We start from the raw sequence: 26,962 nt of genomic DNA, 5'->3' as shown, positions 1-26,962 counted from the left end.
GTCGTCAGCGTCGTCGCCGATATCGTCGGACGAGGTGTCGCCGGCGGCGGTGTCGGACTCCGAACTGGCGGACTGCTCGGGGTGGGCGTCCTCGCCCGCGGATTCGCCGCTCCCGGACGGGGTTGCGTCGTCTTCGGGCGTCCGGTCCCCGTCCTCCGAATCGTCGGCCATTCACCAGAGTTTCGCCGCCCGGATCTTATAGGCCTTTCCGCATCGTCTCGGCGGCGATCCCGGCGCGGCGGTCGAAAAGATTGATAACTGCGAGTCGGTTCTCTTCGGGTATGTCCAGCGCGCTCGACGAGGACACGAGAGCGACACTCGACGCCGGGCGGGAGACCGCCGGCGCGATGCTTCGAGCCGCGCAGAAGGATCTCCAGAAGGTCTTCATCTTCTTCCTGATCGGCTTTCTCGGGACGTTCTACGCGCTCCGACTCTACGTCTGGGATTTCCTGAAACGGGTCACGAGAGCCCAGATGTCTGCGCAGATCAGCGGCGACGTCTCGATCATCGCGCAGACGCCGTTCGACGTGATCCTCCTGCAGGCGAAGATCGGCCTCGTCGTCGGCGTCGTCCTCGCGCTTCCGGCGTTCCTCTACTTCTCCCGGGACGCCCTCGTCGAGCGCGGGCTGTGGCCCTCCTCGCCGGTCCCGGTCTGGCAGCTCGCGATCATCTTCGTCGGGATGGTGACGCTCTTCGTCCTCGGCGTCGCCTACGGCTACTTCGTCTTCTTCCCGTTCACGTTCGCGTTCCTCGCGCAGAACGCCATCGCCGCCGGCTTCTCGCCGACGTACTCCATCGTGAAGTGGGCGCAGTTCATCTTCCTGCTCACCGCCTCCTTCGGTCTCGCGAGCCAGTTACCCCTCGCGATGACCGGGCTCTCCTACGCCGAGATCGTCCCCTACGAGACGTTCCGCGACAAGTGGCGCTACGCCGTCGTCGGCGTCTTCGCCGCCGGCGCGCTGTTCACGCCGCCGGATCCGTTCACCCAGATTATGTGGGCGATCCCCGTCCTAACGCTGTACGGCGTCAGCCTCTACCTCGCGAAGGTCGTCACGACCGCGCGGCGCGGGAGCGAGAAGATGGACGTGAAGGCCACCGCCCGGGCGCACTGGAACGTCATCGCCGGCGTCGGCGTCCTCGGCGGCGTCCTCGTCTACGCGTTCTTCGAGCGCGGCGGCGTCGGCTACGTCAACGACGGCCTCGCCGCCATCGGCAGCGACTACGTGATTCTCGCACCGGCCTCGGCCGCCCTGCTCGTCACCTACGTGCTCCTCGCGGGGATCGCCGCCATACTCGTCGCCGTCGGCTACTTCGTCTACCACGACCTCGACGACCTCGCGGTCGTCGAGGCGGGCGTCGGCGACCCGAGCGCGATCGATCTCGACGACCTCGACGCCGCCGGCGTTCGCGCCGCGCCGCCGGAGGTCTTCGGCGCGCTCAGCGAGGACGAGGCGATGGCCGCCGCCGGCGACGCTATCGACGCGGGCGATAAGGCGAAAGCCCAGGCGATCATCGACCGGTTCGACGAGGACGGCGCGACCGAAGTGGGCGACGGAGACGGAGAGGTCACAGCGGAGGCGGGGGCGACGGAAGCCGCCGAAACGGGTGGTTCGGAGTCGATCGGGGATCGGTTCTCCCGCGCCAGCAGCACGTTCTTCGACGAGTTCAGCGACGGCGACGCCGAGGAGTCCGGCGGCGATTCCGACGCCGCCGACGGTGAGGGGAGCGATGACGAAGGGGATTTCGAGGGGTACTACACCGACCTCGCGTTCATCCTCGATTCGATCACGTCGCGGGCGTTCCGCATCGTGGGGCTATTCATGCTCGTGCTCGCCGGGACGTTCGGGTGGCTCTACACCGGCGGGATCAAACGCGTCTACGAGGACTTCCTGAGTCGGCTCCCGGCGCAGGTGACCCCGAGCGAGGTGCTCAACGTCGTCGCCCTCCACCCGATGGAGGCGCTGGTGTTCGAGGTGAAGTTCTCGACGATCATCGCCGGCATCGTGACCGCGCCGGTGCTCGCTTACTACGCGTGGCCAGCCCTCCGGGAACGGAACATCATCCGCCAGCGTCGCCGAGCGGTCTTCCTGTGGACCGGGGCCCTGGCGGCCGGCCTGCTCGGCGGGTTCGCGCTCGGCTACTCCACCATCGCGCCGGGCGTCATCTCCTGGCTGGTCAACGACGCCGTCCAGGCGAACATGGTGATCGCCTACCGCATTACCAACTTCTTCTGGCTCATCTTCTTCACCACGGCCGGAATCGGGATCCTCGCCGACGTGCCGATCCTGATGATCCTGCTCAACAGCGCGGGCGTGAGCTACGGGTCGATGCGGGGTCGCTGGCGCGAGGTGACCGTCGGTGTCCTCGCCTTCGCGGCGCTGTTTACGCCCGCAGACGTGCTCACGATGTTCATGGTGACGATCCCGCTGATGGTCGCCTACGGGATCGGCCTCGGCGTCCTGTTCGTCGTCACGCTCGGCGGGCGGCGCGACCTGGCACCGCCCCGCAGCGTCGACATCTGATACGGTCTGTTGCAACGGAACACGGTGCTCGCGATCCCTGCGAGCGCCGAACAGGTCAGAGACGGCGACAGCCCGTACGACGCTACTCGTCGGTTTCGGCGAGTTTGAGGTCTTCCCATTCTTCAGGGTTCTCGTCCGGATCGAGGGAGACCGGTCGGATGCGGCGAACACCCTTCACGGTGTGCGTGCCAGAGATGCCGGGACCAGCGAAGCGCGGCGTGGACTCGACGTCCCCATCAGAGCCCTCGAAGCTCAGTACGCCGTCGAGCGCGACACCGACCGGGACACAGACGGTGAACCCGTCTGCGCCCTCCACCTGCACGTGCGTGGTTCTGTCCGGCGTATCGGCGGCGAGCAACAGCTCGTCGACGGCGAGGCCGGTCCATCCATCGGCGATGACGTCGCCGGTCGAACACCGGAACGATTCCTCGACGGTCGCCGTTTCGTACCCGTGGTCGTCCGGGAGCGGGACGGGAATCCGGACGGGGCTCTCGCCGGCCACAGTGACGTACGCGTCACGGGTCGCGGTCATCGGTCAGTGACGTCTCGACAGTCCGCGGGTATAGTACCTGTCCCCGATTCTCCGTCTTCGGGTTTTGGACTCGGTAACGTCGAGAACGAACGCCTAAATATTCGCGAGAGAATCCTGGGGTATGGCCAAGATAAGTGTGGAGATCCCTGACGAACTGCTCTCGGACCTCGACGAGCACGTCGGCGACGACGGCAAGTTCGTCAACCGCAGCGACGCGGTCCGCGCGTCGATCCGGAAGACGCTGGATATGCTCGACGAGATCGACTCCCGACACGGACGGATCGACGATGAGTGAGCCCCGGACGCAGGCCGGCCAGATCGCCCTCGTGGCGCTGTTCGTGACCGCGCTGACCACCGCTCAGTTGACCGCCTCGAAACTGCTGGCGTTCGGCCTCCCGTTCGAGCTGCCGGTCACGGGCGCGAGCATCGTGCTGCCGGGCGCGGCGCTGGCGTACGCGCTGACGTTCTTCGCGTCGGACTGCTACTCCGAACTGTACGGCCGCCGCGCGGCGCAGGTGATGGTCAACGTCGGCTTCGCGATGAACTTCGTGCTGCTCGCGCTGGTCTGGAGTACGATCCTCGCACCCGCGGCGAACCCCGAGGCCGCCGGGCAGTACCGCGCGGTGCTCGCGCCGGGGACGAACATCGTCATCGGGAGTCTGCTGGCCTACATCGTCAGCCAGAACTGGGACGTCCTCGTCTTCCACCGCATCCGCGACGTCACCGGCGCATCGATGCTCTGGCTCCGCAACATCGTCTCGACGGCGACGAGCCAGGCGATCGACACGGTGCTCTTCGTCGCCGTCGCGTTCTACGTCGCCCCGCGGGTGCTCGGACTCGGCGACCCGCTCCCGGTCTCGGTGATCCTCTCGCTGATCGTCGGGCAGTACCTCTTGAAACTGCTCATCGCCCTGATCGACACGCCGTTCGTCTACGCGGTCGTCGCCTTGTTCGGCGGGTCGACCATCGAGAGAGAGGATAACGCCTGGGCGGCAGACTGAGCGGTTCGTCGGCGGAGTCGAAGCTATTCTTCGGCGACGACCTCGGCGAAGCCGAACTTCGCCTTGACGTCGGTGACGCGGACCCGGACCGCGTCGCCCGTCTCCGTCCCGGGAACGAACAGCGTATAGCCGTCGATCTTGACGACGCCGTCGCCTTCGCTGCCGACGTCGTCGACGACGACGTCGCGTTCGTCGCCCTCCCGGACCGGCGCCGTGATCCGGTGTTTTCCGACAAGGTACAGTTCCGAGGAGGAGTCGCGCGAGGCGTCCGGGTGGATCGACCGGACGTACTCGAACTCCGCGTCGACGTCCGCTCGGAGGTCGTCGAGGTCCTGCCCGTCGAACACCTTCGCGGCGAAGTCGCCGCCGGCGGGAAGCAGGTCGAGCGCGACCTCGAAGGCCTGTCGGGCGAGGTGGACCGAGCGGGCGTGATCCAGCGAGTACTCGCCGGTCATATTCGGGGCCATGTCGGAGACGACGACGTCCGCGCCGTCCTCGCCGATCTTCTCCTTCAGTTCGGCTTTGGTGTCCTCGTCGGTCATATCGCCGCGGATCGTCTCGACGTTCTCCAACCCTAAATCGCGGATCCGCTGGAAGTCGACGCCGACGACGGTTCCGCGCTCGCCGACGGCCTCGGAGGCCACCTGGAGCCACCCGCCGGGGGCGGCCCCGAGGTCGACGACGGTGTTCCCGGGGCCGAACAGCCCCGCCTCCTCGTCGAGTTGCTTCAGTTTGTACGCCGAGCGGGCCCGGTAGCCCTCCTGCTTGGCCTTGTTGTAGTACTCGTCTTTCCCCGTCATACGTTTCTCGTCGGATCTCTTGTGCTGTTCCGGCCGCAAACGGCCGACGGATGTCCCTTCATTACCGGTTGAAACGTGGTCGACCCGGAAAGGCACATCGGATGGTCCCTCGGGAAATCACCCGCGAACAGCGAGATAGCACTCGACCGACGTGCGGGCCAGCGTCGCCCCAAGAGCGAGCAGGCCGAAGCCGGCCGTGACGAAGAGGAGACCGATGGCTCCTGGGCCGGGAAGCGGGTCCGAAGGAACCGAGGCGATCGTGCCGGCGATGCCGACTACCGTGACGAGGGCGGCAGTCGCCTCGATCACCCGGACGGTCGTATACACCGGGCGGTCGTCGATTCGGGCGGTCGCCGGCGCGTCGGCCGACACGAGCCGCGATCCCGCGACCAGCGCCTCGCCGAGTACGACGAGAGCGAGGGCGAACCCGACGAACGGGACGGCGAGGAGCGCGGTGAGTTGCCGGTCGGGGACGATACGAAAGAAACCGAGCGTCCCGAAGAGGAGGACGGCGAGCACGGCCGCGAGTTTCGAAGCCTGGAGGGGCTTGCGGGCGGGGAACTGACGGAGCATCGTGGACCGTGCGGTCTGTCCGACCGAGCGGACATCATCGTGTCGGTTAGAATTTGCGTTCTCCGACCTCTCGGTTCCGAGCCGGAGAAGCACGGCCGAGAGCGCCTACGCGAACCGCTCGGGGTCGATCCGCGCCAGTCGCATCGCGTTGCCGGTCACGCCGAGGCTCATCCCCATATCACCGACGACGACCGCGACGGCGACGCTGACGAATCCGAGCGGAACCCCCAGCGCCAGCAGGGCCTTCACGCCGAGGCTGGTCCAGATGTTCTGTCGGATCACGCCGTTGGCCGTGTGCGACAGCGCGTACAGGTACGGGAGTTTCCCGATATCGTCGCCCATCAGCGCGATGTCGGCGGTCTCCAGGGCGGTGTCCGTCCCCGCCGCGCCCATCGCGACGCCGACGTCGGCGGTCGCCAGCGCCGGCGCGTCGTTGACGCCGTCGCCGACCATCGCGACGTCGCCGTAGGTCTCTCGGAGCTCTTCGACCGCCGCGACCTTCTCGTCGGGCAGCAGTTCCGCGCGGTACTCGTCGACGCCGACTTCCCCGGCGATGGCCCGGGCGGTGCCCTCGTTGTCGCCGGTCAGCATCACGATATGTTCGACGCCGAGTTCGTGGAGCCGCTCGACGGTTCGCCGAGCGCCCGGACGCACTTCGTCGGCGACGGCGACCATCCCGAGCAGTTCCGCCTCGGTGCCGACGAGGACGACCGTCTTGCCCTCGCGTTCCAGGTCGGCGAGGGCGTCCGAGACGTCGTCGGCCGCGGACCGGCCGGTCAGCGCGCCGCCGTCGGTGCGGTGCGGGGAGGCCGAGAGATCGAAACCGATGTCCTCGAACAGCGCGGGGTTGCCCGCGTAGAACGTCTCGCCGTCGACGTCCCCCCGCACGCCCTTGCCCGTGATGCTCTCGAAGGCCGAGAGCTCCGGTAGATCGTGGATCCCCGCCTCCTCGCCGCGGGCCAGGATCGCCGACGCGATCGGGTGCTCGCTCCGCCGTTCGAGGCCGGTGGCGTACCGGAGGACGTCGTCCTCGTCGCGGCCGCCGAAGGCGACGACGTCGGTCACGGCCAGTTCGCCCTTCGTGAGCGTCCCGGTCTTGTCGAACGCCACCGCGTCGATCTCGCCCATCGCTTCGAGGTGGTTGCCGCCCTTGATCAGAACGCCGTTCTTCGCGGCGCTCGTGATTCCCGAGACCACGGAGACAGGCGTCGAGATGACGAACGCGCAGGGGCAGGCGATCACGAGCAGGGTGAGACCGCGGACGAACCACGTCCCCCAGTCGCCGACGAACGTGATCGCGTAGCCGGCGACGCCGACCGAGACGGGGTCGGAGATCAGCAGCGGCGGAACCGCGGCCGTCAGGATCGCGAGCACGACGACGGCGGGCGTGTAGTAGCCCGCGAAGCGGTCGACGAACTGCTCCTTGTCGGTCTGTTTCTCCTGGGCCCCCTGCACCATCTCGATGATCCGCGAGAGCGTCGAGTCGCCGGCGGTCGAGGTGACCTCGACTTCGAGGTAGCCCTCCGTGTTGATGCTGCCGGCGTACACCTCCGCGCCCGCGGTCTTGTCGATCGGCACGCTCTCGCCGGTGATCGGGGACTCGTCGACCGCGCTCTCGCCCTCCCGGACGACCCCGTCCAGCGGGATCTTCTCGCCCGGGCGGACGATCACCGTCTCGCCGACGTCGACCTCCTCGGCCGGGACCGTCACCTCCTCGACCGCCTCACCGGCGACCCCCGGTGAGCCCGAGTCGCGACGGACGGTCGCCTCGTCCGGCGACAGTTCCATCAGTTCCCGCAGGGAGTCGCGCGCTCTGTCCATCGAGTAGTCCTCCAGCAGTTCGGCGACGCTGAAGAGGACCGCGAGCGTCGCCGCCTCGACGAAGTAACCGATGCCGGTCGCCGCCAAGATGGCCGTCCCCATCAGGAGGTCGATGTCGAGGCTGCGGTTCCGCGCCGAGTAGTAGCCGCCCCGGACGACCGGGTAGCCGCTGACGGCGACCGCGCCGACGAAGAGCACGTCGGCCAGATGCAGCGGATATCCGAGCACGCTCGCCACCGCGAGGTTCTGGCCCGTGAGGGCGAACTCGAAGAGGAGCCCGAGCGTGACGAAGACCGCGCCGATCCACGTCTTGACCGCCCGCGGACTCGTCCATACCTCCGCGGGCGGCGCGACGTTCACGCCCCCGGTCGACGCGCCCGACTCGGACTCGGCCGCTGCCCCGTCGCCCGAACCGCCGCCTCCGACGACCTCGTATCCCGCCCCCTCGATAGCGTCGATCAGACCGGCCTCGGTGACGCGGTCGGGATCGTACGTGACGGAGGCGGTGCCCGTCGTCGGCTGCAGCGTCGTGTCGACGATGCCCTCGACGCGGTCGAGGCTCTTGTCGACCTTGCCCGCACACGACGGACAGTCCATCTCGGGGACGACGAGGCGGACGGTCACCGCCCGTCTCCCTTCCCCCGTGGCCCGTCCGACCGGGGCGGTGTCATCAGTCATTGTGTTCGGGTAGGCCCCTCAGTTCGATAAGCCTTCGTTGGAATATTCCAAATTGGGCCGCCCCGTCCGTCAGAGTGACGTCGACGACTCCGTCGAAACCCGCCCATCGGCGACGTGCTCTTTCGCCACGTGTTGCTTCGCCAACCGCTCTTCGGCCCGTCGAAGCCGGTACGTGAGCGTCGATCGCGGCACGTCGAGGTGCGCCGCGAGCTCGCCGACGTCGACCTCTCGGGGCGACTCGTAGTAACCGTGCTCGACGGCGGCCCGGAGCGCGGCCTCCTGTTCGGGGGGCAGTCCACCACCCCCGTCGGACGCGCGGCCCGCGGGCGGGGCCGTCTCCGTCGACCGGAGCAACTCCGTCCGGGCGCAGTCGCCGACGGCCACCGCGAGGTCGTCGAAGAACGCCGCGGCGTCGCCGTCGCCGGAGTGGATCAGCCGCCACGTGTAGTGACGGCCCTCGTGGCGCGTCTCGAACAGGACGCCGTCGCCGAAGTGATCGCGGGCGATGTGCGGGACCGAGTCGCAGGCGGGCGTCCGCTCCCAGTGGGAGTAGAGAACGAGCGTGTCGTCGGTGTGGTCCAGCACCTCGGTCGCCTGGGTGGCACCGCAGTGCTCGGCGGCCAGGCAGTCCGCGTAGTAGTCGCTGTCGACGAACGCGGCCTCGATGTCGTCGAGCGCGGCCGGCGTGCCGGTCGCGTGGTCGACCCGCCAGAGGTGCTCGGCGGTGACGTGCAGCGAGAGCGACCGGACCCGGGCGTCGGGGTGGGCGTCGAGGGCGTCGGCCACCCTGTTGCACCCGGGTTCGTACTCGAGGGCGAAGACGAGTTCGCGCATACGTCGTTTTGGAGTCGGCGGGGCATATATTGTAGCGTTTGCGAGTCCTCGGTCACGCGATCGCGCGACAGCGCGCGAGCGGATGCGCAATCAGTTGCAAACACCCGACGATTTTAGAACGGCAGCGTCGTCCGCGACTGCCGACGCAATCGGTCTCCTGACTGCGGTAGTTCGGTACAATGAAGAGCGGCCGCGTACAAATCACGCAAGTGCGCCGGAAGAACAAACTGCTCGTCACGACCGTCGGGATACTCGTCCTCCTGGCCGCCCTCGGCGTGACGAGTATGAACGCCTCGGCCGCGTTCGTATCGCCGACGCAGCTCTCCGAATCGGACGGAACCTATCAGGAAGAGTGGGTCAACCTCGAAGGCGTCGTCACCGACCTCGACGTCGACGGAGAGACGATCACCTTCGAGGTGACCGACGAGAACCACACCGTCCCCGTGGTGTACGAGGGAACGACCCCCGATACGCTCCAGGACGGCCGTGTCGTCGTCGCCAAAGGGCAGTTCGAAGGTGACCGGCTGGTCGCGAACGAACTCTCCGTCCGCGCACACGAAGGCGAGGAGCGGCCCGAGAGCACTCGATGACGCCGGACGCGGAGCGCGCGGAGACGACCTCGGAACCGCCGGCTATCGAGGTCGAACACGTGACGAAATCCTACGGTCACTTCACCGCCGTCGACGACCTGTCGTTCGCCGTCGAGCGCGGCTCGACGGTCGGGCTGTTCGGCCCGAACGGCGCGGGCAAGACGACGTTGCTTCGGATGATGGCGGGGCTCGCGCGACCGACCCGCGGAACGATCACGATCGACAGCGTGGAAGTCGCCCCGGACGACCACACCATCTACCGGACGATCGGCGTCGTCACTCACGAGACGATGCTGTACGACGAGCTCACCGCCCGCGAGAACCTCAGGTTCCACGCGGATCTCCACGGCGTCGACGATCCCGCGGATCGGTGTGCGTCGGTGCTCGATACGGTCGGCCTATGTCACCGCGGGAGCGATCGTCCGACCGCGTTCTCACACGGCCTGCGAAAGCGGCTGTCGCTCGCCCGGGCGCTGCTCCACGACCCGGACGTGCTGTTGCTCGACGAACCGTACACCGGGCTCGATCAGCGCTCGCTCGCCGACCTCGAATCGGTCCTCGACGGGTTCGACGATCGGACCGTCGTTCTGACGACGCACGATCTCGAACGCGGTGTCGCACGCTGCGATCGGGCGCTCGTCGTCGACCGTGGCCGTCTCGAAGCGGACCTCGAACTCGACGAGGCGGCGTCGTTCGCCGCGGAGTATCGCCGGACGATCGGCGTGGAGTCCGAACCGAAACACGTGGGGGACACGACGCGATGACACCCACCGAGATGGGGCGATGAACGCATTTCTCCGAGCAGTCTACCGAGTGTTCAGGAAGGATCTCCGGATCGAGCAGCGGACGAAGCAGGTGACGACGAGCGTCGCCGTCTTCGCGCTGCTCGTCGTGCTCGCGTTCGCGTTCAGTTTCGTCCAGACGCTACAGCGGTCGACGTTGCTCGGACGCGGGGCGCTGTGGGTCGCCTTCGTGTTCGCCGGGACGTTCGGCGTCACGAAGACGGTCGAACTCGAAGACCGGAACGGGGCGCTCGACGGCCTGCTGATCGCTCCGGTCGACCGTTCGGCGATCTACCTGGGAAAAGTACTCAGCACGGCGACGTTCGTCTTTGTGGTGAGTCTGGTGACGCTGGGCGCGACCACGGTCTTTCTCGGCTACAGTCCATCGATCCCGACGGCGGTCTCGGTCGCAGCCGTACTCCTCGTCGCCGCCGTCGGATTTGCCGCCATCGGCGTCGTCGTCTCGGTTCTGACGTTCCGGTCGGGCCTCGATCAACTCGCGCTGCCGGTCCTCCTCGTTCCGCTCGTCGTCCCGCTGCTCCTCGCCGGCGTCGAACTCACCGCGGCGCTCGAAAGCGGTTCGCCGCTTGGCGGGTGGCTCAGACTGCTCGGCCTGTACACCGGGGTCGTGCTGCTCGCTGGCGTCGCGACCTTCGAGTACGTCGTCGAGACGTGACAACGGAAGCGACGCCCGCGGGAGAGTCCCTCAGTTCACTCGGCTTTCGTCGGTGGTTCCGCTGACCCGGTCTCCTGTAGCAGGAGGAAGATGCCGAAAAAGACCGGAGAGAGCAGTCCGAGAGCGAGGATGGCGACGAGCGTCCCGCTCTCGAAGGATATCGGCGTCCCCGACCCGTCGGATTCGCCGCCCGATTCACCGCCAGATTCGCCACCGCTTCCGCCCTCGCCGCTGGCTTCGAGAAGCGGCTGTTCGACCTGGCTCGAATCCAGGCCGCCGCTGCCGCCGACGACGACTGCCCCGAGCATTCCGAGCGACCGGTGCGGATCGCAGTAGTACTTGTAGGTCCCCTCGCTCTCGAACGTGTGTTCGAACGTCTCGCCGGGAGCGGTGTAGAGTTCGCTCTCGAAGCTCCCGTCCTCGGCGACGACGTTGTGACTGTTCCCTTCGCCGGTCCACTCCCAGACGACGGTGGTCCCCGGATCGACCCGAATCGCCGCGGGGCCGAACCCGTAGTACCCACCGTTGGCCTCGGAGCCGACCGCGACGGTCACCTCCGACTGGCCGGTGTAGTCGTAGGTCCCCTCGAAGTTGGACACGCCGTCGAACCAGCCGCCGTAATCCGGTTCCGATTGCGCGGCCGCGGTGTCGCTGGCGAGGCCAATCGTCGCTGCCGCGCCGAGTCCGGTCGCAGTCCGGCGCAGGAACGCTCGTCTCTCGGTCGATCTGTTGGGTTGCGCTGACATAGTGTATCGGTCGTGAATCGCCTGTGTTTTCGGTGTGCTGTCGGATTCGATCGGTCGACGGGTCGCCGCCCGTCGACTCGGTCTCACGCCTGTACGTCTTCGAGTCGTCGTTCGAGCCGAGCCATCCGACGCTGCAGGTACGTCACGTATCCGAAGAGCGCGACGAAGAGCGCGGAGTAGCCGGCTAAGAGTAGTGGTTCCATCGCTATCGCCTCCGTGAGTGCCGTGCTCTGCGAACGTCCTGTTCGAGTTCGTGGATGCGGATCCGAATGCCCAGCAGGTAGAGATAGAGGAACGTCGCCGCGACGAGCGTCACGACGAGCGTCAGCGGATCGATGTTCGCGCTGACGCCGCTGTTTCCGATCGTGGTCTCGTGGAACGTCGGCGTCCAGAGCCGCGTGGACGCGTACGACAGCGGAACGGTCACGAATCCGACGACGCCGTAGACCGCCGCGTACCGGTCGCCGGACTGGGCGTCGGTCGCGGAGTAGACGACCAGATAGCCGGCGTAAATGAACCACACGATCAGGAACGTCACCAGCCTGACGTCGGTCCACTCCCACCAGGAGTTCCAGATGACGCGTCCCCACGCGCTGCCGAGGAGCAGCGTCAACGTCGCGAAGAGGAACCCCAGTTCACCGGAACTGTGCGCCAGCCGGCTCCAGAACGGCCCCCGATAGCGCAGATACAGCGCGCTGCCGACGAACGTCGATCCGAGCGCGGCCGCGGCCACCCACGCGAGCGAGATGTGCCAGTACGCGAGGAGGTTCGCGCCGTGTTCGATCCCGTACATCGTGTCCGACGCGACCCCGAAGACCAGCACCATCGAGAGCAGTCCGAAGCCGAATGCCCCCCACGCGACGAACCGACTACCTGTCACGCGGTGGAGAATACCCGTAACCGTCCCGATAATCCGGGCGAATCGAACGTTGCTGCCTCTGCTCTCGTGCGTGCGAGCGTCCCCGTCGTCCGTCGATGAGTTACCGTTCATACTGTTAGAGCCACGTCGTTACCGATGCGAGTGCGAGTTTGTCGAGACCGAAGAGCACAGCGATCCCGAGCGCGACGAGCGCGTAGCCGGTCGCCGTTCTGAACAGTTCGGTCGACGCTCCGCTCGTGACCGAGTCGAGCAGTCGAGTGCTGCCGGCCTGCCCGAGGTACGCGACGCCCAGGAGCGGGACTGAAAAACCGGCCCCGTACGTCGCCAACAGCCGAGCGCTGCCGACGACGTCCGCCGTCGTCCCGACGTACGCCAAGACGCCACCGAGAACGGGGCCGACACAGGGGAGCCAGATGACGCCCAGAAGCAGCCCCACCGAGAACGCGTTACCCAGCGGGTGAGTGTCCTCGTCGATGCGGCCGGTGAGCCGCGACGCCCGCCCGGCGAGACGGGAGGCGTACCGCGAGTAGACCTCGTTGAGGTCGTTGTCGGCCATCACGGCACCGAACGCCAGCATCAAGACAGCGAACGGCGCGCGGACGGTGTCCGGCGTCACGGAGCCGACCATTCCGGTCAGGACGCCGAGCGCGGTGAACGTCAGCGTGCTCCCGACGACGATCGCGACCGGCCGCAGCGCGTGCCCGTTCGCGCCGACGACGAGGACGGGAATCATCGGGAGACAGCACGGAGTCAGGATCGTCAGAAAGCCCGCGAGAAACACGGTGACGGCGGTCGGGTCGGTTATCATTCGATACTGATCGTCGTAGGTTCGTTAGCTCGCCGTCTCGCCCGTGGATCGCTCGGACGCCAAGGCAGTCGTGACCGCGTCCTGTGCGGTCACCGACGACTGGTTCGCGGCGTCGTCGCTCGTCGAGTTGTCGACGTCCTCGTAGGTCCGGATCCACGTCGTCTCCCAAGACCCGTCGACGGACTCGTTCCGAAGCGGCTGGTCGTATCGCTCGACGTTGTCGGGGATCACGCTCTCGTTGATCTCAGAGTCGTCGATCGGGATGTCCGCGAGCATGAGCTTCTTCGTCATCGGATTCATATCGTATCCGAGACGCTGCTGCGTGCGGTTGTAGTAGACCGCTTCGTCGGGCGCACCGGCGGCGGCCCAGTCTTTGGGCTGTCGCGGGAGGTGCGGCCGCTCGTGGGCGTTCATAAACCCAGCGACGTCCTGGACGTCCTCCCAGTCGGAGAACGTATGTGCCGCGCCGTAGGGCATCGCCTCGCGAGTGAAGCCCGCGGACGTGTAGATGCGACCCATTCCGGCCCCATCGTTGAACGAGTCCTCACCCCAAAGCGGCGGGTACTGCCCCTCGGTTCCCTGTCCGTCCGCCCCGTGACAGGAGGCACAGTTCTCGAGGTACAGCTCGGCCCCGCGGACGGGATTGACCTCCGAAACCGGGACCTTTTCGTCGCCCTCAGGTTTCTCGATGTGCCGCCAGTAGGGGACAGTCTCGCTCGGCGTCCCCTTGTTCAGCCAGACCATATACGACTCCATCGCCTGGATCTCGCGGCTGTCGTACGCGGGGACGCCCTCCTCGGAGCCCGGCGAGTTCATACTCCGGAGGAAACAGCCCATAATCCGCTGACGCATGTCCCGCATCCGCTGGGTGCGGCCGGTCCACTCGGGATAGCCGGCTGCAGTCCCGACGAGCGGGATCATATCGATGTCCTGTCCGACCATTCCGGTGGTCGTGGGGAGGTCGCCTCCGCCGTGACAGTTCGCACACGAGAGGTCGTTCCCCACGTGTTCGGGCATCTCGTTGGAGGTGTTCGCGAAGATCGCACGACCCTCACGGATGAGCTCCCGGCGGTTCTCGTTCTCCGGGAGCGTCGAGTTGTTCATCTCCTTGGGGACGAAGTTGACCTCCTCGCCCGCGGTCGCGTTCTTGTACTCGAACCCCTGCTCGCGCAGGTCTTCGCTGTACCACTTGCTGCCGTTCCACGTGCCAGGAAGTTCGCGGACCTCGCCACCGCCGGCGCTCGCGGCCGGCGCGTCCCCCGGGCCGCCGAGGAACGCGATGGCTCCGTTGATGGCGAACACGACGACGATGGCGGCGAAAACCGTCCCGAAGACTAGAAGGACGGGTTTGAGCAAGAGCGTCGAGTCGCCCTGACTCATCCGTTGACCCACCTGGAAGTTATCTCGTCTGTCATTTATCGGATCCCTCTGCGATATCGTGTTTCAGAATCCAAATAGGCGAATAATAAAGGTTCCCCTCTGCACAACCGTAAGGAGAAAAATTCGGAATTCGGGTTGTATTTCGGAATTACCATAGATTACAACCAATAGATCGTGCTAAGTAAGTTCAATACTACACTCGGCCAGCGGGACGACGGCGGTAGATTTTACTACGACAGTCCAATAGCCGGAGATATCGATGAACCCACGAAAGGCGATGACGATCGCCTTCTTCGCCGCACTGCTCGGAATCGGCTACGTTTCGATGAACGCGGCGCCCGTACTCTCCGGAGAGGGGTACTCCCACCACGGGGAGACGCGGTGGCAGACCGATTACGCCGACGCCGTCGAAACCGCCGCCGCAGAGGACGAACCGGTCGTGATCTACTTCTGGACGACCTGGTGTACCTACTGTGAGGACTACAACCAGAACCACTACAGCGATCCGGCGGTGCGATCTGAGCTCGACGACTTCACGAAGGTAGCGGTGAACTTAGACAGCGACGCCGAGGATGCCACGCGGTTACAGCAGCGGTACAACGTCAACTATCCGCCCCAACACGTCATCGTGACGCCGGACGGGGAGGTGCTCACGCGGATTCCCGGCTACGCCCCGACAGAGGACTTCCTCACGTACCTGGAGACGGCCGAGGAACGTTACCAGTCCGGCGAGACGGCCGATGACGGATCGGTTACGACAGCCACCGCGGGGCCGACCTCGACGCCCGGAAGCGCCGCAGCGTCGACGACGGAGGCCGCACAGTGAATCCCGGGACGATCCTGCTGGCGCTCGCGTTCCTCTCCGGAGTGGTGAGTACGGCCCTTCTCACGCGGTCGTATCTCGTCGACGACGACCGGTACCTCTCGTACGTCCCGAAACTGACCGCGGGGACGGCGGTGCTGCTGGTTGCCGCCCTGGCGCACCTCACCTACCAGTTCGTGAGTCTCGATTACTCGAACGCGTACGTGTGGGAGAACACCGCGGCGTATCTCTCGGTGCTCTACCGCGTGACGGGCGTGTACGCGGCAAACGAGGGATCGGTGCTCCTGTGGGCGTCGATCGTCGCCGTCGTCGCGTTGATCGCCGGCGTGACGCGGGGCTTCCCGACTCGGCGCGGGAAGCTCGTCCACGCGCTCACCATCGGCGTCGTGACGTACTTCTCGGCGATGCTGTTGCTGCAGAGCCCGTTCGCCTCGGTTCGGACGGCGTTCCCCAACGCGCCGCCGGGATTCACGCCGACGAGCGGGCAGGGGCTGAATCCCCTCCTCGTCGATCCGTATATGGCGATCCACCCGCCGGTGATGTTCGTCTCCTACGCGCTGCTGACGATGCCGTTCGCAATCGGGGCCGCGCACTTCATCGCGCTGTTCCGCGGTGACGACGGCCTCTTCTCGACGTGGGTCGGCAGCGTTACCCGCTGGCTCCGACTCGGGTGGCTGTTTCTCACCGCCGCCGTCGCGCTGGGCGGACTCTGGTCCTACACGGTGCTCGGCTGGGGCGGTATCTGGGCGTGGGACCCGGTCGAGACGGCCATCCTGATCCCGTGGCTGTTCCTGACGGCGACGTTGCACGCGGTCACGAACTACCGACCGGGCGGGCGGTATCGAATCCTCGCGCCCGCGATGACAGCCAGCGTGTTCGCGCTCGCGGTGTACACGACGTCGGTGGTCCGAAGCGGCGTCTTCAGGAGCATCCACTCGTTCGCCGACGGTGGGATCGGCGCGTCGTTCCTCGTACTGATGGGCGTAACAACCGTTCTCGGCGTCGTGCTGCCGCTCGCCTACTGGGCGATGACCGAAGAGAGCGGCGACGACACATCCGGTACCGAGGGGACCGATGAGAGCCGTCTCGCAAGATGGGTCACCCGCTCGAACCTGCTTCACCTCGCCGTCCTCCTCTTCGGACTGCTGACCTTCGTTTCGCTGTGGGGACTCTCGTTCCCGGTACTGCGGAGCGCGATGACGGGGCTCGAGGTGTCGGTCGAGTCGCACTACTACAACCTGTGGAGTCTCCCGCTCGTCCTCGCGCTGTTGCTCCTCCTCGGGTTCTACATGGACTACGACCGGGAGGGCCTGCGCCGGAGTCTCGCCGGACTGGCGGTGTTCGGCCTCGCGACGCTCGTCGGTGCCGCTGTCGCGCCCTCAGAGACGTGGCGACTGGCGTCAGCTCGCCCCGGCGACGCGCTCATCTATCAGGTGATCGGCAACGCGAGCGCGCTCTCGGTGCTGCCACCCGTGGCGTACGCGATTCTCGGGACGGTCAAGCGAACGGGGGGGCGGATCGCCGCGACGGGGAGTCGAGACGCGAAACTGAAAGAGACGGGGATCACGCTGATCCACGTCGGCGCGGCGCTGCTCGTGCTCTCGCTGCCGTTTATGTATCTCTTCGCCGGACAGGCGTCGGTGATGGCGACCGGCGTCGCGGCCGGCGCAGTCGACACGTCCCAGCGCGACGTCGGCACGTCCTCGTACGACATCCGCGTGCTCGGGTACGAGCGAAGCGAGTTCCCGAACGATCCCGAACCGGGAACGTACGCGCTCACCTCGTCGCAGGTCCTCACTCGCGGACAGTCGTTGAACACGTCAGTGCAGACCGTCCACGGGACGGTGACGGCGATACGTGAGGGACCACGGGCGACAGTGGTACAACTCGACGACTCCCAGGTGTGGGTCGGCATCGCGGGGAACGGAACGGTGGGCGTCGAAACCGGCCAGGAGATCGTCGCCCGCGGACAGGTGATGTGGGAGTTCGTCCCGACCGCTGACGCCATCGTGCTCGCCGGACCCGAAACCGTCGGTCCCGCCGACGACCCACCGGACGCGGCCGTTCCGACTCGGGTGATCGCCACCGGCGTGTCCGTCGCGGTGTACGACGATAACGGTCTCGTCGTCTCCGGCGTCGCCGGACAGCGAGAGTATCCCGAGCAGGGCGGGCTTCAGGTCAGAGACGTGCTGATCGATCGCGGACCGCTCGTCGACACGTACGTCATCGCCGGGGTCAGTGACGGGACCGCCTCGATGTCCGTCAAGCGGGTTCCCTTCATGACGCTGATGCGGCTGAGCATCGTGTCGCTACTCGTCGGGATGGTGCTCGTGCTGCTCTTCGACCCGCGACACGGCGTTCGGACGAACTCGATCGCCGGGTACGGGGAGTCAGCCTCGTCGTCGCAGAGTCGTCCGGAGGGCGTCACGGAGGTGTCGGACTGATGAGGAGACTGCTCGCGCTCCTCGTCGTCCTCAGCGCGCTCGGGTTCGTTCCCGTCGCCAGCGCGACGACGACAGTGGGCGGCACGGTCACCGTCGACGACGGGAGTGCAGACGGCGCTCGCGTCGAGGTCGTACCCCTCACCGAGCAACGGCAGCGGGCGGAGGACGCGGTGACCACGACGGTCGAGGGATCGTCCTTCTCGGTCGACGCGCCGGATGCGCCGGCGTATGCCGTCCGGATCGAACACGGCGGTGCGACGCATTACGAAGTGCTGCAGGACCGAACGCAGGTCGAATTTGAGCTGTCCCAGCGGCTCTCTGGGAGGGTCGTCGACGCCGACGGGACCGCACAGTCCGGCGCGGTCGTCGAACTGATCGACGAGAACGAGTTCGTCGTCGATACGGGGCGGACGAACGAGACGGGCGCGTTCGCGTTCGGTCCCCTCGAATCCGACGAGACGTACGAACTCCGCACCACGGTCGGGAACGCGGAGTACCGGCGGACCGTCGATCCGTCGACGAGTCAGAACGTGACGGTCACTGCGCGGCCGCCGACGAACGACACGTCCGTACTCGGTGTCGCGAACCGGACGCCGACCGGCCACGTCGTCCAGATCGTGCCGCCCGGGAACGACTCGGACGCCCCGAGCGCCATCGAGACGATAGCTTTCGAGAACCCGAGTGACCGGCCGTTCCTCGGGACCGTGACGATCGGGCTGCCCGCCGACGCGTCGCCGTACGCCGCGATGGTCGACGGTTCGCAGGCGGAGTATCGGCAGACGGACGCGGGCGTCGAACTGAACGTCAGCGTTCCGGCGAACGGAAGCGCGCAGGTCGGCGTGGCCTACGACCTCACCGGGACGCAGTTCGAGAAAGAGATCCGACGGAATACGACCTCTCTCGCGGTCGTCCTGCAGGGATACGATCCGTCTCGGGTGCGTCACTCCGAAAACCTCCGAACCGGATCGGCACCGATCCCGATGCTCACCACGAACGAGTCGTTGGAGGCGGGCGAGACGATCAGCGCCGATGTCGCCGGTGCCCGGACGGACGCCGCGGAGTCGACAGCGGGAACCAACTCGACGGCGGGGGCCGTGGAGACGTCCTCCTCCGAGAGTGGATCGATCCCGGCCTTCCCCGGCGTCCCGATACTCGTCGGGATCTTCGGAACCGTCTCCGTCGGCCTCGGGGCGTACCGAGTGACTCGTTCAGAGGCCTGACTGCGACGCGCGCGTGAGAAAAAATCAGGAGTATTTTTAAGCCCGCTGTCGTAGCAGCGTGCATATGTTCAAGGCCATCGTGAGCGCGTCTACGCTCCAGGACGCGCTCGACTCGGTGAGCGTGCTGGTCGACGAGTGCAAGATCCGGCTGAACGAGGACGAACTGTCGATCCGCGCCGTCGACCCCGCGAACGTCGGAATGGTCGATCTCTCGCTCGACGCCGCCGCCTTCGAGTCCTACGAGGCCGACGGGGGCGTCATCGGCGTCAACCTCGCGAAACTCGAGGACTTCGTCGGGATGGCTAGCGGCGACGAACTCGTCGAACTCGAACTCGACGAGGAGACCCGGAAGCTCAACATCCGGATGGACGGCCTCTCCTCGACGCTCGCGCTCATCGATCCCGACTCGATCCGACAGGAGCCCGACATTCCAGACCTAGACCTCGCGGCCGAAATCGTCCTCGAGGGCGCGCAGCTGGACCGCGGGATCAAAGCCGCCGACATGGTCTCCGATCACGTCCGACTCCGCGTCGACGCCGACGAGGAGGCGTTCCACATCCAGGCCGAGGGCGACACCGACGACGTCGACTTCCAGCTCGACGCCGACGACCTCATCGCGCTCACGGCCGGCACGGCCGACTCGCTGTTCTCGCTGGACTACCTGAAGGACATGAACAAGGCGATCCCGAAGGCCGCCGAGGTCACCATCGAACTCGGCGAGGAGTTCCCGGTGAAGATCCACTACGCGGTCGCCGAGGGGCAGGGCAACGTCACGTACATGCTCGCCCCGCGCATCCAGAGCGAATAGCGCTCTTCTCCTCCCTTCTCCCGTTCCAGTACCTCACACCCGAACGTAGCGTCTGTGCCACCCCGTCGCGCCGCTGGGACGGGGCGAGGCCCCCGTCTCCGTCTGGACGGTCCCGTCGCGGGTGATCGCCCGGACGACGACCGCGAACCCGGAGCGATCCGGGGCGTCGAAGACGTACCGCCAGCGCCGCCACGCGTGCGGTGCGATCTGCGGCTCCAGCTCGGCCTCGTTCCAGGAGTCGCCGTCGTCGACGCTGACTTCCACGGCCGCGATCTCCTCGACGCCGGTCTCCAGGCCGCCGAACGCGACGCCCCCGACGGTGACTCGGTCGCCGTCGCGCTCGACGCCGCGCACGTACGACATCGTGTTGACGACCGCCTCCTCGTCCCAGCCGCGCTCCTCCCAGTAGGCCTCGTGATCGGCCGCCGAGACCTCGATCCGCGTGATCCACTTGGTCATCTTCATCCCGTACCGGCCGGGGACGAGCAACCGGGCCGGAAAACCGTGTTCGGTCGCGAGCGGCGACGACCCCATCTCGTAGGCGATCAGGATGTCCTCGCGCTCGACGATTTCGAGCGGGATCGCCTCGCTGTACCCGTCGGCGGCGTGGGTGACGACGTCGACCGCTCCGTCGGCGGGGTCGGCCTCGGCAACGAGATCCGACAGTTGAACGCCCGTCCAGCGAGGGGTCCCGATGAGGTCGCCGCCGACGGGGTTGGAGATACAGACCATCGTCGTGACCTGTTCGACGCTCGCCTCGTGGTCGCGTAGTTCGTCGTACGAGAGGTCGTACGGGCTCTCGACCGCGCCGTCGACGTCGAGCGTCCACGAGTCGGGGTCGACGTCCGGCGGTCGGATGTTGATGTCGACGACGTAGTGGTCCTCCGGTGCCGTGACCGCCGCCGGCATCCCCGCGAAGTCGAACCGAGGATCGCCCTCGCTGGGAGTCGAAGCGCCGTCAGCGTCGTCGACGTTATCGCCTGTGCCGCCCGCGACTCCGCCGCTTCCGCCCGAGCCCGCGGAACCACCGCGACCCCCTCCACCGACGAGCCGATCGAACCCCGCACGAAGTCCGAGGAGCGATCCCGTCCCGACGACGGCGACGGTGCCGATCCGGCGGAGGAACCGTCGTCGGTCGGGCGAGGAAGGAGTCGTCGCCGTCGAGAGCAGTCGACTCGCGACGTACGGCGGCGCGACCGCGAGCGCGACCCCGAGAACCGATCCCGGCGAGAGCGTTCCACCGGCCACCGCGAGGGCCGCGACGGTCGCACCCACCCCGAGAACGCCGGCCAGCGGCGTCGCCTCGGACCGCTCCCACGGCCAGAGAGCCCACGCGACGGCTGAGACGGCGACGGCCCCGACGAGCACCGATCCCAGCAGCACCGGCTTCGCGGAGAACCCCAGGACGCCGACCGCCAGCGTGGACAGCCACCCCGGCGAGCGGACGATGACACCCTCCGCGAGGGCGACGGGGGCGAAGCCCCCGACGAGCGGTGCGGCGAGATACAGGCCGGCGAGCCACACGATTCCGACGACGGCGCCCACCGCGGCGCGTCGGACGGGCGTCGAATGCATACTGTTACCAAGGGTCCCAGCGGGATAACGCTGCGGCGTCCTGGCGAACGAAGTAGAGGATCCAAAAGAGCTGGCAGCGGCACGCGGCCGACCCCTCACCCGCGGTGTCGATCGATCACGCGCTTGGCCGCCTCGGCCTTCTCCTTCCAGCCGTAGCCCGCCTCGTAGACGTGGCGCTTCGCGTCGACGAGCGCCTCGGGGGAGGGCTCCTCGAAGCCGCCGCGGGCCCACGCGCCGCTGTCGTGGAGCCACTCGATCACGTTCTCGCGCGTTTCCGACCACGAGAGCCCGACCATCTCGTACCACGCGATCATCGCGAAGACCGCGTTGTCGTGACAGCCGGGGACGCTCCCGTTGCGGTAGAGGGTGCGCATCGGCTCGCGGGTCGGCTCCGACACCTCCTCGCGGAACTCCTCGGACGTGCGGAGGCGGAGCACGTCGTTGCCCTCGGTGACCCGCTCGTCGCGCTTCAGGCGTTCCAGCGCCGCGCGGTGGAGCGCCCCCCACTCGCCGTCGACGGCGTCGTACAGGTCCGCCTCCTCGGTCGGCGCGGCCGTGAGTCGGGCCACGATATCGGTGTAGGCCTTCTCGACGTCCGGCCAGGGCGTCCCCTCGAACTCGCAGTCGGCGTCGTGGAGGCTGTTCGTGGCCCGGCAGTCGGGACACGGGTAGTCGAACTGCGGCACGGGGAGAGAAAAGCGCGGGTCCGTCTTAGATGATACGGTGTCGCGGCCGGCGGCAACGTCGAGGAGGCGACGACGTCGCCGGCAGCGGGAACATCGGGGGAGAGAACGGCGTCTGGGGCGTCGCCGGCGACGGATTCGGCGTCCGGTTCCAAGCGAGCACCGCGAGCCACCTGATCGTCGTGTTTATTCGGCGGCAGGGGAAAGAGAAGGGCGATGCCGATGGACCCGCTCTACGCGCGCTATCCGTTCTTCGAGGGGGCGCGCGAGGCCGTCCGCGAGGCCGACATCTCGCCGGCGGCGCTCATCGCCGAGGACGCCCCCGCCGTCGAGCGGGCCACAGAGCGGGTCGAACGCGCGCTGATGGAGGGTAGCGTCGCCCCCGAGGATCCCTCGCGGTGGGACGACCGCGAGAAGTTGCTCTCGTATCCGATCGCGCGGATCCTCGTCTCGCTGATCGAGACGCCGGCGGCCGTCGAGAAGTACGCCACGGCGGAGGCCGCGACGGCGCGCGAGCGGTTCGAGGACGACTTCGCGGCCGGCGACGACGACATCCGGAGTACGGGGCGGCGGCGCGCGTCGCTGGAAGACGTTCTTCGGGAGTTCGACCTCTCCGACGCCGTCCGGCCCGAACGGGACGGACCCGGTGGAGAGACGACGGGACGCGGGGGTCGGAGCGGGAGCGGCCGCGGCGGTCGCGGCCCCACCCACTACTGGGTCGGAATCGGTCCGTATCTGGACCTCGCCGACGCCGACTGGGGCGAACGCTGGCGGTTGGTCAACCGGGAGGTCGCGGACGGCGCGGTCCGGATCCCCGCCGATCACCTCTCGCGACTCCTCGAAGCGGCCGTGGAGCGGCGCGTGGCTGAGGGTCTCCCGTTCGAGGTCCGCGGCACCGACGGCGGCGACGCCATCGCGGGGGCGCTGGAGGGTGCCGTCTCGGAGCTCCGGGGTCTGCTCGACGACCACGACGCCGTCGATTCCCGGCGTGTCGACACCGTCGCTCCGGCCCTGTTTCCGCCGTGTATGCGGACGCTCGTCCGCCGCGCCCGCGGCGACGAGTCGCTCTCGGACCACGCCGAGTTCTCGCTCGTCTCCTTCCTCGTGGCCCTCGGGATGGACCGCGGCGACGTGACGACGCTCCTCGACGTCGACGCCCAGAGCGAGGCCGGCGCGCGCATCGAAACGCGCGTCGAGTACCTCGCGGAGAGCGACGGGACGCAGTACCCGCCGCCGTCGTGTGCGACGATGAAGGGGTACGGGACCTGCGTCGATCCGGACGAGCGCTGTGAGACGATTTCGCACCCGCTGTCGTACTACACCGACGCGCTCCGGGACGCCGGCGACGTCCGCGACTGGCGCGAGACCGCCGCGGGCGGGGAATAACGATCGACAACGCTCGGGAACGTCAGAGGTGGTCGCAGACGCCAATAACAGAGCGGAGAGAGACACCGAGGGGCTCAATCCTGCAGAATCACGCCGACGCCGGCCATCACGAGGACGAACAGCGCGATCGCACCGACGAGCGCGAGGCCGCCGGTCTCGCCGAGATCGGGGCCGAACGTGGCACCGATGCCGACGAAGAGGGCGAAGAACGCACCGACAGAGACGATAGAGACCACGATCTTCCGGCGCATCGCCGCGTCGATATCCATACCGCTGCCTTCCGGAGGACATTCTAAAAGGGCTTCGATGCGACGCGACGCCGCCGAACTCCACCTGAAACGAGGGTTTAGGTTCGTCGAGCGCGTACTCGTATGTAACGAGAGCGCGGCTCGCCGGCGACGGAACCGCACTCTCGGGAGATTCACCGATGACGCACACCAGAAAACCAACCGCGTCAGGAAAACCGACCGCGTCGAGAGAAACGGGTCCCGGCCGGCCGCGCGACGCTGACGGCCGCCGGTCCGGAGAAGCGGCCGCCGGCGGTCCCCGGGGATCGACCGCCTTCAACCCGGATAACCGGGCGTTCCCGACCGGCGGGACGTTTCCCGCCGACGGATACGAGGGCCGCGCGTACCGCGCACGGGCCGAACCGATGACAGTCAGACCGCTGCGAGACGGCCGCTACGTCGTCGAGAGCGACGGCGGGACCTACGTCGTCGCCGCCGGGCGGACGACCTGCACATGTCCGGACAACGCGATCCGCGGCGCTCGCTGCAAGCACATCCGCCGCGTGAGCCTCGAAATCGAGGCGGGGGTCGTCCCCGGACCGAACGAGCGCGAGCGCGTCTGCGCCGTCTGCGGCGGCCGGACCTTCGGACCGATCGACGACGGGAGTCCGGCGCTCTGTGACCGGCACGATCACGCGACGGGCGATATCGTCCGGGATCGAGAGACCGGAACGCTCCTCGTGGTCGTCGAGTCGGTCGGCGAGCGGGCGGACGAGACGCGGACCGACGAGGGGCGTCTCGTCTCGACGTACGAGACGAACGCCGCCTACGGCGGGCAGGAGCCGGTGTTCGCGGCGGTCTACGTGGCGTCGCTCCCGGCCGACACGGAGGCGGAACGGCGCTATCTGTTCCCCGCCTCGCGACTGCAGCACCTCGATGGGGGCGGGGCGCCCGGAGTGCGGTGCGGCAGCGTCGGGGTCGAAGACGGCGGGGGAAATACCGTCGACGACAGCCCGCCGCCCCTACTCGACACCCTCGTCGACGTCGGTCAGCCGTGACTGCGCGGGGCCGCCGACGAACGAGTCGAAGCCCTCGCCCTCCGCGAGCGCGGTCTCCTTTTTGACTCGGTAGTTGCCGCCGTCGGTCACGTGGAGGTCGCCCGGGTGGAAGAAGAACCACTCCTCGCGGTCGAAGCGCACGCCGATCCGCGCCTTCGCGCCGAAGTTCTGCGCGAAGTAGATCAGGGCCTCGACCTCCTCGCCGGAGAGGTAGATCGGTCGGCCGGAACTGGATTTCGCCTCGATGGCGTAGAAGACGTCGCCGTCGCCGGCGAGCACGTCCGGGAGTTCCCGCTCGGTCGCCGATCCGGAGGCGGGCGCACGCATCACGGCGAACCCGGCCTCGTCGAGGCGGTTGACCAGTTCGCGCTCGCGGCGGTCGCCCTTCCGATTCGAGGACATACGCGGACGGTGGCGTTTACGACTGATTACAGTAGCGCTTCCGAGATCACAGTAGCGTTTCCAAGCCCACGCCCGAACGATCGCGCGACGCCGACACCGAGTGAGACGAGGCCTGAATACGAGACCGCGAAACGGCGCAAATGGCGCCTTGACCCGCCGAGACCGGTCGATCAGGCCGATTGAAACAAATCCGCGGGTATATATGTCTAAAATGCCATCATTCGGGTAATACGTCGTTCCGTGGGTGGATGTGCCCTCGTCGAACGAGTTCGCACACACATGAACACAGATACACCCGTCTCGAACGTCGTTCTCGTCACCGTCGACTCGCTCAGAGCCGACGCCATCGGTGCGTACGACCGGAGCCGACACACGCCAGTAATGGACGACCTCGCCGACCGCGGGACGGTGTTCGAGCGGGCGTTCGCGACCGGCAACTGGACGCCGTTTTCGTTTCCCTCGATGTTGGCATCGCGGCCGGTGTTCGCAGACTCCGGCGAGATCGGCGTCGAGAACGTGCCGACGCTCGCCCGGACGGTCTCGGATTCGGGCGTCGCGACCGGCGGGTTCAACGCCGCGAACGGCTTTCTCACCTCTCACTGGGGATACGACGACGGCTTCGACGAGTTCGAGCCGTTCGTCGCGAGCGTCGGATCGAGCATCTACAGCCGATATCTCGCGACGCATCCCACGATCGAGGCGTGGCTCCAGTTGGCCGCGTCGCCCGTCCGCCGGATCCGATCGCGGCTCGCCGGCAACACCGACGACCGACCGTTTCTGGACACCTCGCGGATGTTCGACGTCGAACACGCCGCGACCGAGTTCCTCGAAGAGGCCGACGGGCCGTTCTTCCTCTGGGTGCACTATATGGACACCCACACGCCGTACGTGCCCGCGCCGCGCTACATCCGCGAGGTCTCAGACGGGATCTTGGGCACCCATCGGATGCTCCACGCGCACACGCGGACCGGTCTCGGCTGGGAGGTCGACGAGCGGACACTCAACGAGCTTCGCACGCTGTACCAGGCGGCCGCCAGACAGGTCGACGCCAGTATCGGCCGACTGCTGGACGAACTCGCAGCCAACGGCCTCGACGACGAGACGGCGGTCGTCCTGGCGGGTGACCACGGCGAGGAGTTCCAGGAGCACGGGCACCTCGCGCACTACCCGAAGCTGTACGACGAACTGATCAACGTGCCGTTCGTCGTCGACGTCCCGGGCGCGGAGGGACGACGGGTCGAACAGCAGGTCGGACTCGACGCCATCCCGCCGACGGTGACCGACCTGCTCGGGATCGACGCCCCCGGCGAGTGGACCGGCGACTCGCTGGCGTCGACCGTCCTCGACGGCGACGAGCCGGCCGACGAACCGGTGGTCTCTGTCACCGTTCGCGGCGACGACGTGACCGCCCAGCCGATCCCGCGGTCGCTCGACGACGGGGACCTGCTGGTGAGCGTCCGCGACCGCGACTGGACGTACATCCGGAACGTCGACACGGAGACCGAAGAGGTGTACTACCGCCCCGACGACCCGACCCAACAGGACGACCGTTCCGACGAGGCCGAGGGCGACGCGCGGGCGGTCGTCGAGCGCTTCCGGCCGATCGTCGACGCGCACGCGGAACTGCTCCGAGAGCGGGGCGACGCCGCGGCGACGGCGGGGGACGTCGACGAGGACCTCGGCGCGCGGCTGGAAGCGCTGGGCTACAGATAA

27 protein-coding genes are annotated in these 26,962 nt (G+C 67.4%); 13 read left to right on the top strand and 14 right to left on the bottom strand.

The window, feature by feature from the left end; all coding sequences use genetic code 11:
* Positions 1 to 281: 281 nt before the first annotated feature.
* Positions 282 to 2,522, top strand: a complete 2,241-nt coding sequence (gene tatC / locus NO876_RS01215) for a twin-arginine translocase subunit TatC (protein ID WP_256419850.1) — start codon at positions 282 to 284, stop codon at positions 2,520 to 2,522.
* An 82-nt stretch (positions 2,523 to 2,604) separates the two neighbouring features.
* Here tatC and NO876_RS01210 read toward each other — a convergent pair whose 3' ends face one another.
* Entirely contained in the window at positions 2,605 to 3,054 is a 450-nt protein-coding gene (locus NO876_RS01210; protein WP_256419849.1) for a molybdopterin-binding protein, read from the bottom strand.
* Positions 3,055 to 3,175: 121 nt separating this feature from the next.
* On the opposite strand from NO876_RS01210, the gene NO876_RS01205 reads away from it, so the two are divergent.
* Positions 3,176 to 3,349 carry a ribbon-helix-helix domain-containing protein gene (locus NO876_RS01205; RefSeq protein WP_256419848.1) on the top strand — a complete coding sequence of 58 codons (174 nt, stop codon included), beginning with the start codon at positions 3,176 to 3,178 and terminating at the stop codon, positions 3,347 to 3,349.
* The gene (locus tag NO876_RS01200) at positions 3,342 to 4,055 is read left to right on the top strand and encodes a queuosine precursor transporter (protein ID WP_256419847.1); all 714 of its coding nucleotides are present in this window, start codon (positions 3,342 to 3,344) and stop codon (positions 4,053 to 4,055) included. The genes NO876_RS01205 and NO876_RS01200 overlap by 8 nt, the downstream gene beginning before the upstream one ends.
* Before the next feature lie 23 nt (positions 4,056 to 4,078).
* On the opposite strand, the gene NO876_RS01195 is transcribed toward NO876_RS01200, so the two are convergent.
* The 4 genes from NO876_RS01195 to NO876_RS01180 form a co-directional block, all read right to left on the bottom strand.
* Positions 4,079 to 4,855, bottom strand: a complete 777-nt coding sequence (locus NO876_RS01195) for a 23S rRNA (uridine(2552)-2'-O)-methyltransferase (protein ID WP_256419846.1) — start codon at positions 4,853 to 4,855, stop codon at positions 4,079 to 4,081.
* Between the two features lie 117 nt (positions 4,856 to 4,972).
* Entirely contained in the window at positions 4,973 to 5,428 is a 456-nt protein-coding gene (locus NO876_RS01190) for a hypothetical protein (protein WP_256419845.1), read from the bottom strand.
* A 105-nt stretch (positions 5,429 to 5,533) separates the two neighbouring features.
* Positions 5,534 to 7,927 (bottom strand): heavy metal translocating P-type ATPase, encoded by a 2,394-nt coding sequence (locus NO876_RS01185; protein ID WP_256419844.1) that lies wholly within the window; start codon positions 7,925 to 7,927, stop codon positions 5,534 to 5,536.
* A 69-nt stretch (positions 7,928 to 7,996) separates the two neighbouring features.
* Positions 7,997 to 8,761 carry a helix-turn-helix domain-containing protein gene (locus NO876_RS01180; protein WP_256419843.1) on the bottom strand — a complete coding sequence of 255 codons (765 nt, stop codon included), beginning with the start codon at positions 8,759 to 8,761 and terminating at the stop codon, positions 7,997 to 7,999.
* Between the two features lie 209 nt (positions 8,762 to 8,970).
* Between NO876_RS01180 and NO876_RS01175 the strand changes: the two genes are divergently transcribed.
* From NO876_RS01175 to NO876_RS01165, 3 genes are read left to right on the top strand one after another with little or no spacing between them, the layout of a single operon-like run.
* Positions 8,971 to 9,351 (top strand): cytochrome c maturation protein CcmE domain-containing protein, encoded by a 381-nt coding sequence (locus tag NO876_RS01175; protein ID WP_256419842.1) that lies wholly within the window; start codon positions 8,971 to 8,973, stop codon positions 9,349 to 9,351.
* Positions 9,348 to 10,115, top strand: a complete 768-nt coding sequence (locus tag NO876_RS01170) for an ABC transporter ATP-binding protein (RefSeq protein ID WP_256419841.1) — start codon at positions 9,348 to 9,350, stop codon at positions 10,113 to 10,115. The genes NO876_RS01175 and NO876_RS01170 overlap by 4 nt, the downstream gene beginning before the upstream one ends.
* A 19-nt stretch (positions 10,116 to 10,134) precedes the next feature.
* A complete protein-coding gene (locus NO876_RS01165; protein ID WP_256419840.1) occupies positions 10,135 to 10,809 on the top strand; it encodes a heme exporter protein CcmB in 675 nt (224 codons plus the stop codon).
* Between the two features lie 35 nt (positions 10,810 to 10,844).
* On the opposite strand, the gene NO876_RS01160 is transcribed toward NO876_RS01165, so the two are convergent.
* The 5 genes from NO876_RS01160 to NO876_RS01140 all read right to left on the bottom strand — a co-directional run bounded on the left by NO876_RS01160 (position 10,845) and on the right by NO876_RS01140 (position 14,623).
* A complete protein-coding gene (locus NO876_RS01160) occupies positions 10,845 to 11,555 on the bottom strand; it encodes a halocyanin domain-containing protein (RefSeq protein WP_256419839.1) in 711 nt (236 codons plus the stop codon).
* Positions 11,556 to 11,638: 83 nt separating this feature from the next.
* Entirely contained in the window at positions 11,639 to 11,758 is a 120-nt protein-coding gene (locus NO876_RS01155) for a CcmD family protein (protein ID WP_256419838.1), read from the bottom strand.
* A gap of 2 nt (positions 11,759 to 11,760) precedes the next feature.
* Positions 11,761 to 12,546: a cytochrome c biogenesis protein CcsA gene (gene ccsA / locus NO876_RS01150; protein WP_256419837.1), complete on the bottom strand. Its 786-nt coding sequence runs from the start codon at positions 12,544 to 12,546 to the stop codon at positions 11,761 to 11,763.
* Between the two features lie 4 nt (positions 12,547 to 12,550).
* Entirely contained in the window at positions 12,551 to 13,243 is a 693-nt protein-coding gene (locus NO876_RS01145) for a cytochrome c biogenesis CcdA family protein (RefSeq protein ID WP_256419836.1), read from the bottom strand.
* A 24-nt stretch (positions 13,244 to 13,267) separates the two neighbouring features.
* A complete protein-coding gene (locus tag NO876_RS01140) occupies positions 13,268 to 14,623 on the bottom strand; it encodes a c-type cytochrome (RefSeq protein WP_256419835.1) in 1,356 nt (451 codons plus the stop codon).
* Between the two features lie 259 nt (positions 14,624 to 14,882).
* On the opposite strand from NO876_RS01140, the gene NO876_RS01135 reads away from it, so the two are divergent.
* From NO876_RS01135 to NO876_RS01120, 4 genes are all read left to right on the top strand, one after another.
* A complete protein-coding gene (locus NO876_RS01135; RefSeq protein WP_256419834.1) occupies positions 14,883 to 15,449 on the top strand; it encodes a thioredoxin family protein in 567 nt (188 codons plus the stop codon).
* On the top strand, positions 15,446 to 17,890 hold the full coding sequence (gene ccsA / locus NO876_RS01130) for a cytochrome c biogenesis protein CcsA (RefSeq protein ID WP_256419833.1): 2,445 nt from the start codon (positions 15,446 to 15,448) through the stop codon (positions 17,888 to 17,890). The genes NO876_RS01135 and ccsA (NO876_RS01130) overlap by 4 nt, the downstream gene beginning before the upstream one ends.
* Complete coding sequence (locus NO876_RS01125; protein ID WP_256419832.1) at positions 17,890 to 19,110, top strand: carboxypeptidase-like regulatory domain-containing protein; 1,221 nt, start codon at positions 17,890 to 17,892, stop codon at positions 19,108 to 19,110. The genes ccsA (NO876_RS01130) and NO876_RS01125 overlap by 1 nt, the downstream gene beginning before the upstream one ends.
* Positions 19,111 to 19,174: 64 nt before the next feature.
* Positions 19,175 to 19,918, top strand: a complete 744-nt coding sequence (locus tag NO876_RS01120) for a DNA polymerase sliding clamp (RefSeq protein ID WP_256419831.1) — start codon at positions 19,175 to 19,177, stop codon at positions 19,916 to 19,918.
* A gap of 33 nt (positions 19,919 to 19,951) precedes the next feature.
* Here the strand turns inward: NO876_RS01120 and NO876_RS01115 are convergent, their stop codons facing one another.
* Positions 19,952 to 21,493 (bottom strand): molybdopterin-dependent oxidoreductase, encoded by a 1,542-nt coding sequence (locus tag NO876_RS01115; RefSeq protein ID WP_256419830.1) that lies wholly within the window; start codon positions 21,491 to 21,493, stop codon positions 19,952 to 19,954.
* A gap of 95 nt (positions 21,494 to 21,588) precedes the next feature.
* A complete protein-coding gene (locus NO876_RS01110) occupies positions 21,589 to 22,179 on the bottom strand; it encodes a DUF7474 family protein (protein WP_256419829.1) in 591 nt (196 codons plus the stop codon).
* 219 nt (positions 22,180 to 22,398) lie between these two features.
* Here NO876_RS01110 and NO876_RS01105 point away from each other — a divergent pair, with 219 nt between their 5' ends.
* Positions 22,399 to 23,562, top strand: a complete 1,164-nt coding sequence (locus tag NO876_RS01105) for a DNA primase (RefSeq protein ID WP_256420234.1) — start codon at positions 22,399 to 22,401, stop codon at positions 23,560 to 23,562.
* Between the two features lie 74 nt (positions 23,563 to 23,636).
* On the opposite strand, the gene NO876_RS01100 is transcribed toward NO876_RS01105, so the two are convergent.
* On the bottom strand, positions 23,637 to 23,831 hold the full coding sequence (locus tag NO876_RS01100; RefSeq protein ID WP_256419828.1) for a DUF7472 family protein: 195 nt from the start codon (positions 23,829 to 23,831) through the stop codon (positions 23,637 to 23,639).
* 383 nt (positions 23,832 to 24,214) lie between these two features.
* Here NO876_RS01100 and NO876_RS01095 point away from each other — a divergent pair, with 383 nt between their 5' ends.
* Positions 24,215 to 24,847: an SWIM zinc finger family protein gene (locus NO876_RS01095; protein WP_256420233.1), complete on the top strand. Its 633-nt coding sequence runs from the start codon at positions 24,215 to 24,217 to the stop codon at positions 24,845 to 24,847.
* On the opposite strand, the gene hjc is transcribed toward NO876_RS01095, so the two are convergent.
* Positions 24,812 to 25,249, bottom strand: a complete 438-nt coding sequence (gene hjc / locus NO876_RS01090) for a Holliday junction resolvase Hjc (protein WP_256419827.1) — start codon at positions 25,247 to 25,249, stop codon at positions 24,812 to 24,814. The genes NO876_RS01095 and hjc overlap by 36 nt on opposite strands.
* 279 nt (positions 25,250 to 25,528) lie before the next feature.
* On the opposite strand from hjc, the gene NO876_RS01085 reads away from it, so the two are divergent.
* Positions 25,529 to 26,962, top strand: a complete 1,434-nt coding sequence (locus NO876_RS01085) for a sulfatase (protein WP_256419826.1) — start codon at positions 25,529 to 25,531, stop codon at positions 26,960 to 26,962.

It is taken from the genome of Halobellus rarus (assembly GCF_024494595.1).
GTDB lineage: Archaea > Halobacteriota > Halobacteria > Halobacteriales > Haloferacaceae > Haloquadratum > Haloquadratum rarum.
Note: the sequence above shows the minus strand (reverse complement) of the source record. Positions and strands in the feature narration are given on the sequence as shown.

Excerpts from the sequence above, each read along its gene's own strand:
- NO876_RS01120 (WP_256419831.1), top strand. The coding sequence starts at position 19,175 with ATGTTCAAGGCCATCGTGAGCGCGTCTACGCTCCAGGACGCGCTCGAC.
- NO876_RS01105 (WP_256420234.1), top strand. The coding sequence starts at position 22,399 with ATGGACCCGCTCTACGCGCGCTATCCGTTCTTCGAGGGGGCGCGCGAG.
- hjc (WP_256419827.1), bottom strand. The coding sequence starts at position 25,249 with ATGTCCTCGAATCGGAAGGGCGACCGCCGCGAGCGCGAACTGGTCAAC.
- tatC (WP_256419850.1), top strand. The coding sequence starts at position 282 with ATGTCCAGCGCGCTCGACGAGGACACGAGAGCGACACTCGACGCCGGG.
- NO876_RS01165 (WP_256419840.1), top strand. The coding sequence starts at position 10,135 with ATGAACGCATTTCTCCGAGCAGTCTACCGAGTGTTCAGGAAGGATCTC.
- NO876_RS01155 (WP_256419838.1), bottom strand. The coding sequence starts at position 11,758 with ATGGAACCACTACTCTTAGCCGGCTACTCCGCGCTCTTCGTCGCGCTC.
- NO876_RS01210 (WP_256419849.1), bottom strand. The coding sequence starts at position 3,054 with ATGACCGCGACCCGTGACGCGTACGTCACTGTGGCCGGCGAGAGCCCC.
- NO876_RS01085 (WP_256419826.1), top strand. The coding sequence starts at position 25,529 with ATGAACACAGATACACCCGTCTCGAACGTCGTTCTCGTCACCGTCGAC.
- NO876_RS01195 (WP_256419846.1), bottom strand. The coding sequence starts at position 4,855 with ATGACGGGGAAAGACGAGTACTACAACAAGGCCAAGCAGGAGGGCTAC.
- NO876_RS01135 (WP_256419834.1), top strand. The coding sequence starts at position 14,883 with ATGAACCCACGAAAGGCGATGACGATCGCCTTCTTCGCCGCACTGCTC.
- NO876_RS01125 (WP_256419832.1), top strand. The coding sequence starts at position 17,890 with ATGAGGAGACTGCTCGCGCTCCTCGTCGTCCTCAGCGCGCTCGGGTTC.
- NO876_RS01180 (WP_256419843.1), bottom strand. The coding sequence starts at position 8,761 with ATGCGCGAACTCGTCTTCGCCCTCGAGTACGAACCCGGGTGCAACAGG.
- NO876_RS01205 (WP_256419848.1), top strand. The coding sequence starts at position 3,176 with ATGGCCAAGATAAGTGTGGAGATCCCTGACGAACTGCTCTCGGACCTC.
- NO876_RS01140 (WP_256419835.1), bottom strand. The coding sequence starts at position 14,623 with ATGAGTCAGGGCGACTCGACGCTCTTGCTCAAACCCGTCCTTCTAGTC.
- NO876_RS01160 (WP_256419839.1), bottom strand. The coding sequence starts at position 11,555 with ATGTCAGCGCAACCCAACAGATCGACCGAGAGACGAGCGTTCCTGCGC.
- NO876_RS01095 (WP_256420233.1), top strand. The coding sequence starts at position 24,215 with ATGACAGTCAGACCGCTGCGAGACGGCCGCTACGTCGTCGAGAGCGAC.
- NO876_RS01100 (WP_256419828.1), bottom strand. The coding sequence starts at position 23,831 with ATGGATATCGACGCGGCGATGCGCCGGAAGATCGTGGTCTCTATCGTC.
- NO876_RS01170 (WP_256419841.1), top strand. The coding sequence starts at position 9,348 with ATGACGCCGGACGCGGAGCGCGCGGAGACGACCTCGGAACCGCCGGCT.
- ccsA (WP_256419837.1), bottom strand. The coding sequence starts at position 12,546 with ATGAACGGTAACTCATCGACGGACGACGGGGACGCTCGCACGCACGAG.
- NO876_RS01145 (WP_256419836.1), bottom strand. The coding sequence starts at position 13,243 with ATGATAACCGACCCGACCGCCGTCACCGTGTTTCTCGCGGGCTTTCTG.
- NO876_RS01190 (WP_256419845.1), bottom strand. The coding sequence starts at position 5,428 with ATGCTCCGTCAGTTCCCCGCCCGCAAGCCCCTCCAGGCTTCGAAACTC.
- NO876_RS01200 (WP_256419847.1), top strand. The coding sequence starts at position 3,342 with ATGAGTGAGCCCCGGACGCAGGCCGGCCAGATCGCCCTCGTGGCGCTG.
- NO876_RS01115 (WP_256419830.1), bottom strand. The coding sequence starts at position 21,493 with ATGCATTCGACGCCCGTCCGACGCGCCGCGGTGGGCGCCGTCGTCGGA.
- NO876_RS01185 (WP_256419844.1), bottom strand. The coding sequence starts at position 7,927 with ATGACTGATGACACCGCCCCGGTCGGACGGGCCACGGGGGAAGGGAGA.